The sequence below is a fragment of the Euzebyales bacterium genome (genome assembly GCA_036374135.1).
Taxonomy (GTDB): Bacteria; Actinomycetota; Nitriliruptoria; order Euzebyales; family JAHELV01; genus JAHELV01.
In genome coordinates this window covers 184,871-199,909 of sequence record DASUUK010000024.1, presented here as the reverse complement: position 1 = coordinate 199,909, position 15,039 = coordinate 184,871, and the positions used below count along the sequence as shown (strand labels likewise).

Here is a 15,039-nt window from a genome sequence, read left to right as displayed (position 1 = left end):
GTTGCTCGACCAGGCGGTCGTGCTCTCTCAGTGCTCGATGTCACTGGGCCCGCAGCAGAAGCTGGCCGCCGTGGCGTTCCATCACCTGCTTGACGGACTCGGCGTGGCCGTGGCTGCACGCCGCCACGAGGACTTGGCCGGGTTCGAGTGGGATGTCGTCGAGTTCCTCACGTTCAGTGAACGACCGTTCCGCGACGGCGTCGCCCAGGAAGCCACCGAGCACCGCCCTCCCAGACCAGTGGGCATGCCGAGTGCGAGGATGCCGCCCAGCCCGACCACGCCGCCTGGACCAGTGCGACCGCGGCGATGGACAGTCCGGCGAGAAGACCAATCACGGCGCCTGCCGCCACGCCGATCTCTGTGTCGCGGATGACATCGGTCTCGGCGTCACGCTCGAATGCGCGGTCGGCTCCGGCTCGGATGGCCAGCCCCAGTCGGTCGCTGCCCAGGCCGAGCTGTCGTAGGTCGTCGACGGCAGCCTGGCTTCTTCGTCCGCGAGCAGTACCTGCACTGGCACCACTGTCACAGGCCGCTTGTTCGACATGGACCGCTCGGGTACCTGGTCCTCGTGGCGGACGGGATCCACAACCTCGGCGGCCTGGCCGTAGGGGCCGCCTTCCTGGTCGACACCCAGGTCGGGCTCGTCACGTGGCAGCTGCGGCGGCCCACGAAGTGCCACAGGAGCTGGGCGACTTCGGGATCCTGGTCCATGCCGGATGGAGCAGGTCGCGGGCGTTGCTGTTCAACTTCGCCTCGGCGCTGACGTTCCTCGTCGGCGGTCTCCTCGCCTATGCGCTGGCGGGCAGGGTCCAGGTCGTCTGGCTGCTGCCCTTCGCTGCAGGCAACTTCCTGTACATCAGCGCGGCGGATCTGATCCCTGAGCTGACCAAGCATCCGGGTGGAGCGCGAAAGGGGTCCTTGACGTTCACGTTCGTGCTCGGCCTCGCTGTGCTGCTGATCGTTGCGTTGATCGTCTAGAGCCACCGAAGGCGAGACTCAGCGGGGTGGGCAGCAGTCGGAGCCCGACGCACCGGCCCGTCGATGTATCAACGAAGTTCCTGGCAGCTCTTTCGATCAGCGCAACCACACGGTAGGGTTGCGCGACCGCCAACCAGGCGGCACCGGCGAGTCGATGTGACCGGGAGGAGGAACGTCATGGCAGCAATCGCTGACCTCTTTGCCGTGCAGGTGGCTGGAGTGCGCCCGCGTTCCGCCCCTGAGCCATCGGCCCGTCCCGACTGATCCCTTCGATCAGTCGATACCTGACAGGCGGTGGCTGCGGCCGCCGCCTACTTCGTCTCCACCGAGATCCCTCGGTACGTGGAGCTGCGTGTGTGCGACGGCCGTCATCGGCCCCTGCGGGCACCACCGACACGATCCGCCGCAACGAGGCGGCGGAGGGGAGACGCAGCATGCATCCCGACACGCACCTGACCCTGTACCGCATGGAGCACGCGGCGCGTGCCCGTGCACGAGACCGGCGTCCTGAACGGCGCCGGGAGCCTGGACCTCGACGATGGCGCCCGAACATGCGCTCCCGCATGCGTGCCCCTCGTCGCCGCGCTGCCGCGCTGTGAGCACGGTGCGCACCACCCAGCGACGCCGGCCGCCCACACCCGGATGGGCGACCGGCGTCGCCGTCGTCGGCGTGGTGCGCGACTCGGCGTACTCCCGGGACGCACATGCGTATGGTGGACGACCAGCGCGGCTGGAGAGTGGCGGCAATGAGGCAGATCGAGATCGTCGAGGTCGGTCCGCGGGACGGCCTGCAGAACACCGACACCATGCTCGACACGGCGACCAAGGTGTCACTGATCGAACGGATGCTCGACGCGGGTGCTCATCGCATCGAGGCGACGAGCTTCGTTCACCCGAAGCACGTCCCCCAGATGGCCGACGCCGAGGACGTGATGGCGGCCGTGCCCCGTGACCGCGGAGCCTCCTACATCGGACTCGTGCTGAACGACCGCGGCCTCGACCGCGCCCTGCAGGCGCAGGTCGACGAGGTCAACGTGGTCGTCGTGGCGACCGAGACGTTCAGCCGCCGCAACCAGGGTGTCGGCGTCGACGACATGCTGGCGTCGTGGGAACGCATCGCCGCGCGCGCCATCACGGCGGGGGTCCGGACCAGCGTCACGCTGTCCGCCTCGTTCGGGTGCCCGTTCGAGGGCGAGGTCGATCCCGGTCGCGTTGCTGCCATCGCGGCCCGTGTCGCCGACAGCGGTCCCGACGAGATCGCACTGGCCGACACCATCGGGGTGGCCGTGCCGCCGCAGGTCACCGACCTGATCGGACGGGTCACCGAGCGGGTGGGCGGGACCGATCTGCGCTGCCACTTCCACAACACGCGCAACACGGGGTTCGCCAACGTCGTGGCGGCGCTGGACGCGGGCGTCGGGGCGCTCGACGCGAGCGTCGGGGGCATCGGCGGGTGCCCGTTCGCGCCCGCGGCCACCGGCAACATCGCCACGGAGGATCTGATCTACCTGCTCGACCGCATGGGCGTGGTCCACGGTCTGCACCTGACCGACGTCAGCGCCGTCGCCGAGTGGGTCGGCGAACAGCTTGGAACCACGGTGCCCGGCCTGCTGTCCCGCGCGGGTCCGTTCCCCGACGCGGCGTGAGCGGCGGCGGCCCGTCCGCCGCTGTCAGCGGTGCACCGGCCACCGGGCCGCATGATGATGCGGGCGTGCCCGCATTCTGGCGTGCGCTGGGCCTGCCGGGCGCGATCGACCTGCACGTCCACTTCATGCCGGAGCGGGTGCTGCGCAAGGTCTGGGCGTTCTTCGACGGCGTCGACGTCCATGGCGCGCCGTGGGCGATCCGCTACCGGGGAGACGAGTCCGCGCGCGTCGCCAGGTTGCGCGCGCTCGGCGTCCGCCGCTTCGGGGCGCTGGCCTACGCGCACCGACCGGGCATGGCCGCGTGGCTCAACGGGTGGCTCGCCGATTTCGCCGCGAAGGTGCCCGACGCGGTGCACTGCGCGACGTTCCACGCCGAGCCGGACGTCGACGCGTACGTCGCTGACGCGCTCGAGGCCGGTGCCCGGCTGTGGAAGGTGCACCTGCAGGTCGGCGGCTTCGACCCGCGCGCGAAGGTGCTGCGACCCGTGTGGCGCCGACTGTCCGACGCGGGCGCACCCGTTGTCGTCCACGCCGGATCCGGTCCTCAGCCGGGTGCCCACACCGGCCCGTCCGTGTTCATCGAGGTGCTCGAGGCGCATCCGGACCTGACCGTCATCGTGGCGCACATGGGTCTGCCCGAGTACGACGCGTTCCTGGACCTGGCAGACCGGTTCGGCGGGGTCCACCTCGACACGACGATGGTGTTCACCAGGTTCATCGAGCGCGTGGCGCCGTTCCCCCCGCGGCTGGTGCCACGGTTGGCCGAGCACGCCGACCGCATCGTGCTCGGCAGCGACTTCCCGAACATCCCGTACAGCTATGCCCACCAGGTCGACGCCCTCGCACGGCTCGGACTCGGCGCGGACTGGCTGCGTGCGGTGTGCTGGCACAACCCGGCGCGGCTGATCGGCTGGTCGCCGTGACCGCGTCACGCCTCGGGCGTGGCGGTCCGACGGCGCGCCGTGCCGTGTCGGCGCACGACGACAAGGATGATCGCACCGGTCAGCAGGAACGGCAGCGCCACGGTCGCCACGACCAGTGCGCCACCCAGCACCGTCACCAGCGCTGCGCGTGCGGTCGCCCAGTACCGAGCGAAGCTCGGCGCAGGGGAGCCGCCCGGCTGGTACGCGCCGCCGGCCTCGAACACCTCGACGGTCAGACGGGAGAAGCTCGTCCGGTCCTCCAGGAACCGCAGCCGGCCCTCGATCCGCTCAATCGTCTGCTGGATGCCCTCGACGCGCTGCTGCACGGCGATGGCGTCCTCGACGTCGTCGGCGCGGTCGAGCAGTGACAGGTAGAAGCGTTCCTGTGCCCGGTTGTGCCGCAGTCGCGCCTCGAGGTCGATGAACTCGCCGGACACGTCCTCCGACGTGATCGATCGCTGCTCGATCTCGCCCACCTGTCCGACCGCGACGAGCAGCGCGTCGAAGTCTTCGGTCGGCACCTTGATCGTCACGGTTCCGGATGTCGAGCCGTCGTCCGCGGTCGTGGCGTCGCTGGCCAGCACCGTGCCACCGAACCGCCCGGCCAGTCCCACGAGTTCGTCGAAGGCGCCGTCGAACGCGCCGGCTCCGACACGCATCCGCAGCGTGCCGTCGCGCACGACCCGCTCCCCGACGGCCGCCAGCGTTGCCGCGGTCACGGCCCCGCCCTCGCCGGCCGCGGCGACGTCGTCGGCACCGTCGCCCTCCTCGGGTGCCGCCATGTCGGCCTCCCCGTCCGCCGCCGCCCGCTGGGGACCGGACTCGTCCGTCTGCGCGCGTTGCCCCCCACCGCCTGCAGCCTCCTCGGCGCCGCCACCGGCGCAGCCGGCGACCACGACCATCATCGCCAGCAGGACCATCACGCCTGTCCGCTTCATCACCACGCTCCTTCCGTCCGGTGTGCTACGACAGCTGTAGGACGTTGCGAGGGGCGGGAAGGTTCCGCGTGCGAACCCGTCTGCGTCAGCTCAGGCGGCCATCCGCCGATCGGCCGCGCTCGAACCACTCGACGGTGGCCCGCAGCTCGTCCGAGAAGTCGGGAACCCGCAGATCGGGGAACAGCCGCCGGAGCGCTGTCGTGTCGGCCTGTGAGTGGCGGACGTCCCCGGCGCGAGGAGGTCCGTGGCGGCGCTCGAGTGGCCGGCCGAGGATCTCCTCGAGCGCATCGGCGATCTCCAGCAGGCTGTGGCGAGTGCCGATGGCCAGGTTCACCGGTGCGCTGTGGGTCACCCGGCGCGCGATCGCGTCGGTCACCACAGCGGTCACGGCCCCGACCGGGACCATGTCACGGGTCTGCTCGCCATCACCGAAGAACTGCAGCGGCTCCCCCGCGACCGCGGCCGACACGAACGCCGGGACGACGGCGGCGTAGGCGTGGCCGACATCCTGCAACGGTCCGAACACGTTGAAGAACCGCAGCACCAGCACGGGCAGATCGAACGCGTTGCCGTACGCCAGCGCGTGGGCCTCGGCGGCCAGCTTGCTCGATGCGTACACGCTGTGCAGGTCGGGTGGCAACGACTCGGCCGCCGGCAACGGCGGGTTCTGGCCGTAGACCGCGGCCGACGACGCCACGATCACGTGCGCGCCGGACCCACGCGCGGCCTCCAGCACCCGGAGCGTGCCCGTGACGTTGACGTCGTGGTAGTCGCTCGGACGGTCCAGTGACTCGGGGACCGACGCGAGCGCAGCGAGGTGCACGACGGCGTCGCAGCCGTCGGCGGTGTCGCGCAACAGGCGGGTGTCCAGCACGGACCCCTTGCGAAGCTCCACGTCGGCGAACCGCTCGAGGCGGGCGGCGTCGCCGGTCGACAGGTCGTCCACGACGACGATCCGGTCGATCCCAGGGGTGCGGGTGAGGCGGGCGACGAGGTTGGCGCCGATGAAGCCGGCGCCACCGGTGACGAGGATCCTCATGCACACTCCTCCTGTCGTGAACGACGCAGACCGTACTCGCTGCCGGGTCCGTCGGACGCGTGCCCGGACCGTGGGGCGTGCCGGGCGTCGGCCCCGCCCGTTTCTCGCCGAACCCACGGGAAACCTGTATGCGGACCTGACGGCTCCCTCGCGCGGAGCTGCGGCAGGAGTCGGGTTTCCCAAGAATTGGCGATTCGGCCGCCGAGCCGGGCACCTAGGGTCCGCCGTGTGAGAGCAACATGGATGCAGGAGGAACGCCCGTGACGCCGACGAACGCCGCCGATGCGGACCGCACCGAAGTCCGTGCCCGTGGTGGAGTGGGCCGCTACGGCATCGACGACGCCCAGACGCGCGTCGAGGTCCGCCTGCGCTACGCCGGCATCCCGTTGACCCGCGTCGCCGGGCGGGTCGCGGGAACGATCGAGGTCCCGACCGACCTGATGTCGGTCAACATCTCGGTGCGCGTCGATGTCGGAGATCTCACCCAGGTCGCCGGCCACCACGCCGCGCGGCCCGGACACGAGATCGAACCCTCCACCGCGCCGGTCGCGACGTTCGAGGCCAGTCGGATGGAGCCGATCCTGGAGTCGTTCGTCACGCACGACGGCGACCGTCCCCTCTGGGCGCTCGTCGGCGACCTGACACTGGGTGGGGTCTCACGGCCGGCCCGCATCGCGGTCGGTGTCGTGCGGACCGTCGATGACGGCGACGCCGTCGTGTTCTCGGGTTCCGCGTCGCTGCGCTGCTCGGACTTCGGGATCCGCCGTCCGGGCCGACTGCTGAGCGACACGTTCCACCTGCGGATCATGGGCATCGCCTACCGCGAGGACGGCTGAGCGGCACGTCGTCCGTCGCCGCGACAGGAGGCTGAGCTGCCACGTCGGGCGCTGCGCGATGCACGGAGTGCGCATCTGACGTTCCTCGCGGTCGCCGACCGGGCAGACAGGCTGCATGGCCACCGACGCATCATCTGTCCGCCGCGTCGCCGGCCGCTACCGGCTGGACCGTCTTGTCGGCCGTGGCGGGTCCGGCGCGGTCTGGCGTGGGTACGACGAGCGTCTCGACCGTGCCGTTGCGGTCAAGGAGATCACCTTCCCCATCGACGCCGACGAGGCAGCGGTCGGGCGGTCGCGCGCACTGCGCGAGGCGCGTGCGGCCGCGCGGCTGGGCGGTGCCGGTGTCGTTGGCATCTACGACATCATCGAGGGCGATGGCACCGTCCACCTCATCATGGAACTGGTCGAGGCGCCGGACCTGGCGACGCTCGTCCGTCGTGCCGGTCCCCTGACGCCGCCGACGGCTGCGCGGCTGGGGCTGCAGGTGCTCGACACGCTGGAGGCGGCGCACCGCGAGGGGATCATCCACCGGGACATCAAGCCCAGCAACGTGCTGATCGACGGTGACCGGCCACGCCTGGCCGACTTCGGGATCGCTCGACTGGGCGACGAGTCGACGCTGACCGCGACGGGTGTGGTGATGGGCACGCCGGCCTACATCGCCCCCGAGCACGCGCGCGGCGACGAGGTCGGCCCGGCGGCCGACCTCTACGGCCTCGGCGCCACCCTGTACTACGCGGTCGAGGGCGTGCCTCCGTTCAGGTCCTCCGGATCGATGGCGACCGTCGTCGCCGCGCTCAACGAGGCACCGCGCGCGCCGGAGCGCGCCGGTGCCCTGGCCGACGTGCTGACCGATCTGCTCGTCAAGGATCCGACCGACCGGCCCGACGCGGCCGCGTTGCGGGGCCGACTGGAACGGGTGGCGGCGCTGGGTGGTGTCCTTCCCGACGAGGACGCAGCGGAACGCACGACTGAGGAGATCGCGTCGGCCCGGGCCGTGGCCGCCGGGGCCGCCGGCGCTGCGGTGGGACCCGGGGTCGACGCCGACACTGACCGCGGCGCCCCCGCGGCGGACGAGGAGGGTACCGCCGCCGGCCAGCGTGGCGCGGCGTCGGCGGGGGTGAGGGTGAGTGGCAGCGAGCCGGTCGATGGGGATCTGCCCGGGTCCACCCGTGACACGGCTGACGACGGTGACCCCGCCGCCCGGCGCGCCGCCGCGGGCGTCGCACGCGCGCCGGACTGGTCACGGGGCCCGGGCCGGTCTGCCCGCCGGTCCCGCTCGGGTCGCCGGCTGCTACCCGTGGCACTCGCGCTGATGCTCGCCGCTGTGATCGCCGCCGCGGGCTGGTGGCTCGTCGATGGCAACGAGCGACGGGACACACCGGCCGCCGCCGGCGTAGCCGCCACACCGAGCGAACGGTCGGAGAGCGCTGCGGCCCCAACCCGCGGTTCCACGGGCACGGGCGGGTCCACGGACGAGTCAGCCGGTGGACCCTCGCCGACACCTACACCTTCGCAGGCGGCTCCCGACCCGCCGCCGGATGCCGATCCGCCCTCGACACCCGCGCCGCAACCGCAGACCGACGGGGTCCTCCCCGCGCTCGATGACGTGCAGGTACCCCCCGACTGGGTGACGTTCGACGGTGGGCGTCAGCCCTACAGCGTCGCCCATCCGCCCGGCTGGCAGGTGATCGAGCGTTCCGCGACGATCACCGATCTGCGCGACCCTGCCACCGGGACCTATCTCCGGCTCGACTGGGTCTCCGAGCGGCGCGACCCAGTCGGGGCCTGGCGCACCGTGGAAGCCGGCCTGCGGTCACGGCAGGACGACTACCAACGGCTCCAGCTCACGCCGACGACCTTCCGGGGAGACCGCGCGGCGCTGTGGGAGTACCGCTACCGGGACGGCGGCACCGAGTTGCACGCGTACAACCTCGGCGTCAACCGGGGCGACTTCGGCTTCGCGCTCAACCTCCAGGCGCGCCAGGACAGGTTCGATCGGGTCGCACGGCAGCTGTGGCCGTACTTCCTCGCCTCCTACCGCTTCCAGGGCGGCTGAAGGCGCCCCGCGCTGCGTCGGTGCCTGTCCGGGCGCGCCGATCCACCCGTCGCGGTCAGTCGATGGTCGGCACGTCCTGGGGCGGCGGTGGCCCCACGTACCGGGCCGACGGGCGGATGATGCGGTTGTCCGCCGCTTGCTCCATCACGTGCGCGCACCACCCCACGGTGCGGCTTGCCGCGAACGTTGCCGTGAACAGCTCGGCCGGCAGGTCCGAGGAGTCCATCACGATCCCGGCGTAGTACTCGACGTTGGCGTACAGCTCGCGCCCCGGCTTCAGCTCGGCGAGGACATCGACCACGATGTCCTCGACGGACGTCGCCAGCTGCGCCTCGTCACCACCGACGCGCTCGGCGACCTCGCGCAGCAGGACCGACCGCGGGTCGCGGGTCTTGTAGACGCGGTGGCCGAACCCCATGATCCGCTCACCGGTCCGGACCTTGCGTCGGACGACCTCGTCGGCACGCTCCACCGAGCCGATCTCGTCCAGCAGGTCCAGCGCACGCGACGGTGCACCGCCGTGCAATGGTCCAGACAGCGCGCCGATCGCGCCCGTGATCGCGGCGCCGAGGTCAGCGCCCGTCGACGTGATGACGCGCGCCGTGAACGTCGAGGCGTTGAAGCCGTGGTCGATGGTCGACAGCAGGTACTGCTCGATCGCGCGCGCGTGGTCGGGCTCGGGCTCCCCCCCGTGCAGCATGTACAGATAGTTGGCCGCGTAGGGCAGATCGGGGTGCGGCGGGACCGGGTCGAGGCCCTTCGCGACGCGGTACAGCGTGGCGATGACGGTCGGGACGACGGCGGTGATGCGCAGCGCCTGTTCGCGCAGCTCCTCGGCGCTGACGTCCATGCTTGGCTGGAAGCCCTCCTCCGCGGCGACGATCGACACCCCGGTGCGCAGCCCGTCGAGCGGGCCGCTGCCGGCCTCGGCGATCGAGCGCAGCAGTGCCACCAACTGCTCCGAGAGCGTGCGCAGAGGGATGACGCGTTCGCGGAACGCCTCGCGCTCCTCGGGCGTTGCGGGCAGCGTACCGAGCAGCATCAGCTGCCACACGTCCTCGAAGGTCCGCTTGCGCGCCAGGTCAGTCGCCGCGTACTGGCGGTAGTGGAAGAAGCCCTCGCGGCCGCGTACGCCGCCCACCTCGGTTTCGGCGACCGTCACGCCGGCCAGGCCCTTGGGGGCGTCGAGCTCGCCCGGGTGGCGTACCTCCTCGACCTTCGCGACGGCCATCAGGTCACGCATCGAGACGACGCCGGCCAGGCTGCCGTCGTCACTGCAGACCGGCAGGTGGCGGAAGCGACCCCTGTTGAGGAGATCGAGCCCTTCGGTGGCCGCCGTGTCCGCCGCCGCGGTGACCGGGTCGGCGGTCATCCAGTCCGAGACGCGCTCCTTGGAGGCGTCCGATCCGGAGGCGGCCAGACGCAACAGATCGCGCTCGGTCAGGATGCCAACGACCTTGTCGTCGGCGACCACGACGATCGATCCGGCTCCGGCATCGTCCATCTGGGCGGCGGCGGTCTGCACCTGCGCCTCCGGTCCTACGGTGAGTGCTGGCTGCTTCATGAGGTCGCCGACGGTCTCTCGCGAGGTCACGGACTGCCTCCTTGTGCTTGACATCTCTAGCAACCGTACCCGCCGGCAGAGTGCCCCGACAGCGCCTTCTCTGGCAACTCTGGCAGAAGTTGCCATGCCACGTCCCCGCTGGCGCGATGGTGACCGCGGAGTTCTCACTCCTCCGGGTCGTGGCTCCAGTCACTGCGCTTGCGGCTGTACGTCGCGTCGAACGTCACAGTACCGTCCGTCGCGTCGATGTCGGTGATCTTCGGCACCGTGACCGCCACCGCCGGATCACCCGCGCGGCCGACGTGCGCCTCGAACCGGGCGGCGAACGTGTCCAGCGTCGACCGCACCAGCAGCGCGGCGCCGACGGGCAGGTAGCAGCGGTTCTGGTCGGTGACGGTGTCGGTCCGCCGGCGGATCTCGGCGATGTCCGCGGACGTGCCCTCACCACGCACCAGCGCATCGAGGCGCTCGAAGATCTCAGCGGTGCCCAACTTGCACGCCAGGCACTGTCCACACGACTCGATCGCGAGGAAGCGTGCCAGCGTCGCGCACACCTGCACGATGTCGCGGCGGGTGTCGTACACGGCGAAGCCACCGCTGCCCAGACCGGTGCCGGCCTCGGCGAACGAATCGAAGTCCAGCGGCAGATCCAGCACGTCGGGTGTGATCACGCTGTTCGAGGTGCCCGCATAGATCGCGAGGACGTCCCGCGCTCCCGCCAGGTCGACCACGAGCGTCCGTGCCGGCGTGCCGAGCGGGAGCTCGTAGACACCAGGACGGTCGACGTCGCCGACGACCGTGAACACCATCGTGCCCGGTGCCTCGGTCGTGCCGACCTCGCGGAACCAGTCGGCGCCGTGCTGCAGGATCGCCGCGACGTGAGACAGCGTCTCCGCGTTGTTGACGACCGTCGGGTTGGGCGCGGTCATCGTGGCGAACAGGCCCGTCTCGTACGGCGGCAGGATGCGCGGCAGCGGCAACTTGCCCTCGATGACCTCGAGCATCGCCGATTCTTCGCCGAACAGGTACTCGTCAGGGCCCGGCACGATCCGGATGCCCTCGGCGCCCGGCCAGTCGGCGTCCATCGCCGCGTCGCGCGCGCTGATCAGGCGCTCGATCTCGTCGGTGAACCGGCGCTTCACCCCGACGTAGGCACTCGTGATCCCGAGGGCGTGCATCGCGATGGCCAGGCCCTCGATGATCGCGAACGGGTTGCGCCGCATCAGCTCGCGGTCCTTGAAGGTCGCCGGTTCACCCTCCGCCGCGTTGCAGACGACGTGGCAGCCGCCGGCGTCGCGCGCCGCGTCCGCCACCGACCGCCACTTCGTCCCGGTCGGGAACCCGGCGCCACCACGCCCGCGCAGGCCGGACGCCCCGATGATCTCGATGACGTCGTCCGGTGGCAGGTCGTTCGCGGTGCGCAGGCCCTCGCCGCCCCCGTCCGCCACGTAGGCGTCCAGCGTGGGGTACGGCGCGTCCGGCAGGACGCGGTCGATCTGCACGTCGGCTCCGGTCACCGCAGGCGGCGCAGCACGTACTGGAGGATCCCGCCCTGCCGGTAGTAGGCGGCCTCCGCCGGTGTGTCGATGCGCACGACCGCGCGGAACTCGTGGTCCGCGGTGCGGACCGTCACCGTGTCGGGGATCTCGTCGCCGTCGGCGAGGCCGACGATGTCGAACACCTCTTCACCGGACAGTCCCAGCGACTCCGGCGTCTCGCCATCCGGGAACTGCAGAGGCAGGATGCCCATGCCGATCAGGTTCGACCGGTGGATGCGCTCGTAGCTGACCGCCATGACCGCCCGCACACCCAGCAGCGAGGGGCCCTTGGCGGCCCAGTCGCGCGACGATCCCGACCCGTACTCGGCACCGGCCAGCACGACCAGCGGCGTGCCCGCGTCGGCATAGCGTTGCGCCGCGGTGTGGATGTCGACCACCTCACCCGTCGGGAGGTGTCGGGTGTAACCGCCCTCGGTGCCGGGGGCCAGCAGGTTGCGCAGCCTGATGTTGGCGAACGTGCCACGCACCATCACCTCGTGGTTGCCCCGTCGGGAGCCGAAGGAGTTGAAGTCGCGGCGCTCGACGCCCTGCTCGCGCAGCCAGCGGCCGGCGGGCCCGTCCCACGCGATCGACCCGGCGGGGGAGATGTGGTCGGTGGTGACGCTGTCGCCCAGCAACGCCAGCGCCCGCGCGCCGGTGATGTCGCGCAGCGGTTCAGGCTCCGCCGGCATGCCATCGAAGAACGTCGGTCGGCGCACGTACGTCGACTCGTCGCTCCAGTCGAACCGGTCGCCGCCGGCCGTCGCCAGCGACCGCCACCGCTCGTCGCCGGCGAACACATCGGCGTAGCGCGATGTGAACATCTCGCGCTGCAGACTGTCGCGCAGCACCTGCGAGACCTCGTCCGCGGTCGGCCAGATGTCGCGCAGGTAGACCGGTTCGCCGTCCGCGCCGGTCCCCAGCGGCTCCTCCAGCAGATCGACCTCCAACGAGCCGGCCAGCGCGTAGGCCACCACCAGCGGTGGCGACGCGAGCCAGTTGAGCTTGCAGTCCGGGTTGATGCGCCCCTCGAAGTTGCGGTTGCCCGACAGCACCGAGCACACCGCCAGGTCGTGCTCGGCGATGGCTGCGGAGATCTCCGGTGCCAGCGGACCCGAGTTGCCGATGCAGGTCGTGCACCCGAAGCCGACGAGGTTGAAGCGCAGCTTCTCGAGGTAGGGCCGGAGCCCGGCGCGCTCGTAGTAGTCCATGACGACCTGCGACCCCGGCGCGAGCGAGGCCTTGACCCACGGCTGCGTGGTCAGCCCGCGCTCGACGGCGTTGCGTGCCAGCAGACCCGCCGCCAGCATCACCTCTGGGTTGCTCGTGTTCGTGCAACTGGTGATCGCCGCGATCACGACCGCTCCGTGATCGAGGGTGAAGGTGCCGTCGGCGGTCGTCACCTCGACGGCGTCGCTGGGCAGGCGACCCGCCGACGGGCGTGACGGCCGCGGCGGCGTCCGGTGGTTGGTGTCGATGGCGATCGGGTCGCTCGCGGGGAACGTCTCGGCGATGGCCTCGTCGGTGGATCCGTCGGCCACGTCGGCGGGCAGCTCCTGGCCGGCCGCGACGTCCGCGTGCGGCACGAAGCGCTGCAGGCTCGTCCGCAGCGCCGCCGGCACGTCGGCCAGCGCCACGCGGTCCTGGGGCCTGGACGGCCCCGCGAGGCTCGGCTGGACGGTCGACAGGTCCAGCTCGACCGTCTCGGAGTACGTCGGTTCGGGGGCGTCCGGCGTCCAGAACAGCCCCTGCGCGCGGGCGTACGCCTCGACCAGCGCGACCTGCTCCGGGTCGCGGCCGGTGAACTCGAGGTACCGGAGCGTCTCGTCGTCGATCGGGAAGATCGCGCACGTCGAGCCGTACTCGGGCGACATGTTGCCGATGGTCGCGCGGTTCGGCAGCGGGACGCGGGCGATGCCGGGACCGTAGAACTCGACGAACTTGCCAACGACACCGTGCTTGCGCAGGAGTTCGGTGACGGTCAGCACCAGATCGGTCGCCGTCGTGCCCTCGGGCAGCTCACCGGTCAGCTTGAACCCGACCACGCGCGGCACCAGCAGTGAGATCGGCAGGCCGAGCATCGCCGCCTCGGCCTCGATGCCGCCGACGCCCCACCCGAGCACGCCCAGGCCGTTGACCATCGGCGTGTGCGAGTCGGTGCCCACCAACGTGTCGGGATACGCGGTCCCGTCGTCGTCGGCGAAGACCACCGAGGCGAGGTACTCGAGGTTGACCTGGTGCACGATGCCCGTGTTCGGCGGCACGATCCGCAGTCGCTCGAAAGCCTGCTGTCCCCAACGCAGGAACTCGTAGCGTTCGCCGTTGCGCTCGAACTCGAGTTCCGCGTTGCGCCGGAACGCATCGGGCACGCCGGCGACCTCGGCGATGATCGAGTGGTCGATCACCAGGTCGGCGGGCAGCCGAGGGTCGACGGCCGCCGGATCGCCACCGAGCGCTTCCATCGCGTCACGCATGGCGGCGATGTCCACGACCGCTGGCACGCCCGTGAAGTCCTGCAGCAGGACGCGCGCCGGAGTGAACAGGATCTCACGGCTCGGCTCGGCCGTCGGGTCCCAGCCCACGAGCGCGGTGACGTCCTCGTCGGTGACGTTCTCGCCGTCGACGTGGCGGACCACGTTCTCGAGCAGGATCCGCATGACGTACGGCAGCTGAGCGACGCGGTCGGGGTCACAGACGGCGTCGAGGCGGTGGATGCGGTAGCTGCGGTCGCCGACCTGCAGCCGATCGGTCGTGTCGGCCATCGGATCATCCTCACTCGGTACCGGTGGACCTGCCATCCTCGCACTGTGCGCCGGTCTGCGTGGGGCCATACGTCCCGGCATGCGCGCCGTCGTGCGGCGACCGCTCCCCGCGCCGGGCCTCAACGGCGCCGCGGCTCGAAGTCGGGCGGGCGCCGCGATCCTGTCGAGCCTCGCGTGCCGCTGTGCGCCCCATCGTTCGTGGAGGGGAGACGCGGTCGCATGATGCGTACGCTGGTGGTGACGTCCCAGTGCGCAACGGCGATCGGACGACACGTGATCTCAGTGGAGCTCGCACGACAGCTGCGTGACGCAGGTCTGGGCTGGGAGCCGGCCAGCGGTGACCAGTTCGTCATCCCCGACCGCGACCTCGACGGTCGGGTGTTCTCGATCAGCGAGATGACCATCGACGTCCGCAACTCGCCGGTGGGACGCCTGATCGCGTTCAACGGCACCGTCGAGTGGGCGTTGGACTCGATCATGCAGCGTGAGGTCATCTGGCTGCCCGGCGAGGGACAGCTGCGTGCGCTGCTCGGTGACCGCTTCATCGCGCTCGAGCGGACGTCGACGGGCGTGAAGTGCGTCGTCGACCTCGACGGTCACCGCATGGAGTACACCGACGCGAACGCGGCCAACGCGTACGGACGTGCGCTGCTCCACGGCATCCTGCACGGCCTCCAGCTCGAGCTCGGCGCCTGAGCGGCGCCACCCGCGTCGCGTCGGCGCCCGGTCGCGCTCCGGCGTCGCTCGCCGGTCCCG

The 15,039-nt window shown here is 71.2% G+C and carries 12 protein-coding genes; 6 read left to right on the top strand and 6 right to left on the bottom strand.

What is annotated here, in order from left to right:
* Positions 1-40: 40 nt before the first annotated feature.
* On the bottom strand, positions 41-223 hold the full coding sequence (locus tag VFZ70_03630; protein ID HEX6254882.1) for a hypothetical protein: 183 nt from the start codon (positions 221-223) through the stop codon (positions 41-43).
* Positions 224-648: 425 nt separating this feature from the next.
* On the opposite strand from VFZ70_03630, the gene VFZ70_03625 reads away from it, so the two are divergent.
* The 3 genes from VFZ70_03625 to VFZ70_03615 all read left to right on the top strand — a co-directional run bounded on the left by VFZ70_03625 (position 649) and on the right by VFZ70_03615 (position 3,547).
* The gene (locus VFZ70_03625) at positions 649-978 is read left to right on the top strand and encodes a ZIP family metal transporter (GenBank protein HEX6254881.1); all 330 of its coding nucleotides are present in this window, start codon (positions 649-651) and stop codon (positions 976-978) included.
* A gap of 746 nt (positions 979-1,724) precedes the next feature.
* Positions 1,725-2,624 (top strand): hydroxymethylglutaryl-CoA lyase, encoded by a 900-nt coding sequence (locus VFZ70_03620; GenBank protein ID HEX6254880.1) that lies wholly within the window; start codon positions 1,725-1,727, stop codon positions 2,622-2,624.
* Between the two features lie 65 nt (positions 2,625-2,689).
* Positions 2,690-3,547: an amidohydrolase family protein gene (locus tag VFZ70_03615; protein ID HEX6254879.1), complete on the top strand. Its 858-nt coding sequence runs from the start codon at positions 2,690-2,692 to the stop codon at positions 3,545-3,547.
* A gap of 5 nt (positions 3,548-3,552) precedes the next feature.
* Here VFZ70_03615 and VFZ70_03610 read toward each other — a convergent pair whose 3' ends face one another.
* Both VFZ70_03610 and VFZ70_03605 read right to left on the bottom strand, forming a co-directional pair.
* On the bottom strand, positions 3,553-4,485 hold the full coding sequence (locus VFZ70_03610; GenBank protein HEX6254878.1) for a DUF4349 domain-containing protein: 933 nt from the start codon (positions 4,483-4,485) through the stop codon (positions 3,553-3,555).
* 85 nt (positions 4,486-4,570) lie between these two features.
* Positions 4,571-5,524: an NAD-dependent epimerase/dehydratase family protein gene (locus VFZ70_03605; protein ID HEX6254877.1), complete on the bottom strand. Its 954-nt coding sequence runs from the start codon at positions 5,522-5,524 to the stop codon at positions 4,571-4,573.
* Positions 5,525-5,784: 260 nt separating this feature from the next.
* On the opposite strand from VFZ70_03605, the gene VFZ70_03600 reads away from it, so the two are divergent.
* Together VFZ70_03600 and VFZ70_03595 are read left to right on the top strand one after the other, a co-directional pair.
* Positions 5,785-6,360 carry a YceI family protein gene (locus tag VFZ70_03600; protein HEX6254876.1) on the top strand — a complete coding sequence of 192 codons (576 nt, stop codon included), beginning with the start codon at positions 5,785-5,787 and terminating at the stop codon, positions 6,358-6,360.
* Between the two features lie 115 nt (positions 6,361-6,475).
* A complete protein-coding gene (locus tag VFZ70_03595) occupies positions 6,476-8,419 on the top strand; it encodes a serine/threonine-protein kinase (GenBank protein HEX6254875.1) in 1,944 nt (647 codons plus the stop codon).
* Between the two features lie 55 nt (positions 8,420-8,474).
* On the opposite strand, the gene VFZ70_03590 is transcribed toward VFZ70_03595, so the two are convergent.
* From VFZ70_03590 to VFZ70_03580, 3 genes are all read right to left on the bottom strand, one after another.
* A complete protein-coding gene (locus tag VFZ70_03590) occupies positions 8,475-10,013 on the bottom strand; it encodes a citrate synthase (GenBank protein HEX6254874.1) in 1,539 nt (512 codons plus the stop codon).
* A gap of 134 nt (positions 10,014-10,147) precedes the next feature.
* Positions 10,148-11,485: an NADH-ubiquinone oxidoreductase-F iron-sulfur binding region domain-containing protein gene (locus VFZ70_03585; GenBank protein ID HEX6254873.1), complete on the bottom strand. Its 1,338-nt coding sequence runs from the start codon at positions 11,483-11,485 to the stop codon at positions 10,148-10,150.
* A gap of 11 nt (positions 11,486-11,496) precedes the next feature.
* On the bottom strand, positions 11,497-14,283 hold the full coding sequence (locus VFZ70_03580; GenBank protein ID HEX6254872.1) for an aconitate hydratase: 2,787 nt from the start codon (positions 14,281-14,283) through the stop codon (positions 11,497-11,499).
* 273 nt (positions 14,284-14,556) lie between these two features.
* Here VFZ70_03580 and VFZ70_03575 point away from each other — a divergent pair, with 273 nt between their 5' ends.
* Positions 14,557-14,979: a hypothetical protein gene (locus VFZ70_03575; protein ID HEX6254871.1), complete on the top strand. Its 423-nt coding sequence runs from the start codon at positions 14,557-14,559 to the stop codon at positions 14,977-14,979.
* Positions 14,980-15,039 lie beyond the last annotated feature (60 nt).

Bases quoted from the DNA above. Each gene is read 5' to 3' on its own strand.
- VFZ70_03595 (HEX6254875.1), top strand. From the start codon at position 6,476: ATGGCCACCGACGCATCATCTGTCCGCCGCGTCGCCGGCCGCTACCGG.
- VFZ70_03580 (HEX6254872.1), bottom strand. From the start codon at position 14,283: ATGGCCGACACGACCGATCGGCTGCAGGTCGGCGACCGCAGCTACCGC.
- VFZ70_03610 (HEX6254878.1), bottom strand. From the start codon at position 4,485: ATGAAGCGGACAGGCGTGATGGTCCTGCTGGCGATGATGGTCGTGGTC.
- VFZ70_03605 (HEX6254877.1), bottom strand. From the start codon at position 5,524: ATGAGGATCCTCGTCACCGGTGGCGCCGGCTTCATCGGCGCCAACCTC.
- VFZ70_03620 (HEX6254880.1), top strand. From the start codon at position 1,725: ATGAGGCAGATCGAGATCGTCGAGGTCGGTCCGCGGGACGGCCTGCAG.